This window comes from Paraburkholderia sp. BR10937 (genome assembly GCF_040965695.1).
GTDB lineage: Bacteria > Pseudomonadota > Gammaproteobacteria > Burkholderiales > Burkholderiaceae > Paraburkholderia.
Map to the genome: position 1 here is coordinate 1 of NZ_JBFRCL010000320.1, position 214 is coordinate 214.

Below are 214 nucleotides of genomic sequence, written 5' to 3' on the forward strand. Positions count from 1 at the left end.
TGCCTGAAACAACACAACCCCAATTCAGCAACACCTCTTTACGCTTCTTCCCGATTGGCTGTGGCGCAGAACCCTGCGACGCAGCAACCCGTCATGCCTGATGACCATAGCGAGCTGGTCCCACCCCGTCCCATCCCGAACAGGACCGTGAAACAGCTCCACGCCGATGATAGTGCGGATTGCCCGTGTGAAAGTAGGTAATCGTCAGGCTCCT

Annotated in this window: 1 rRNA gene; it reads left to right on the forward strand. The window is 57.0% G+C overall.

Annotated elements, in window-relative coordinates:
- Positions 1–96 precede the first annotated feature (96 nt).
- Positions 97–210: ribosomal RNA gene (gene rrf / locus AB4Y44_RS43110) — 5S ribosomal RNA — on the forward strand.
- Positions 211–214: the final 4 nt, after the last annotated feature.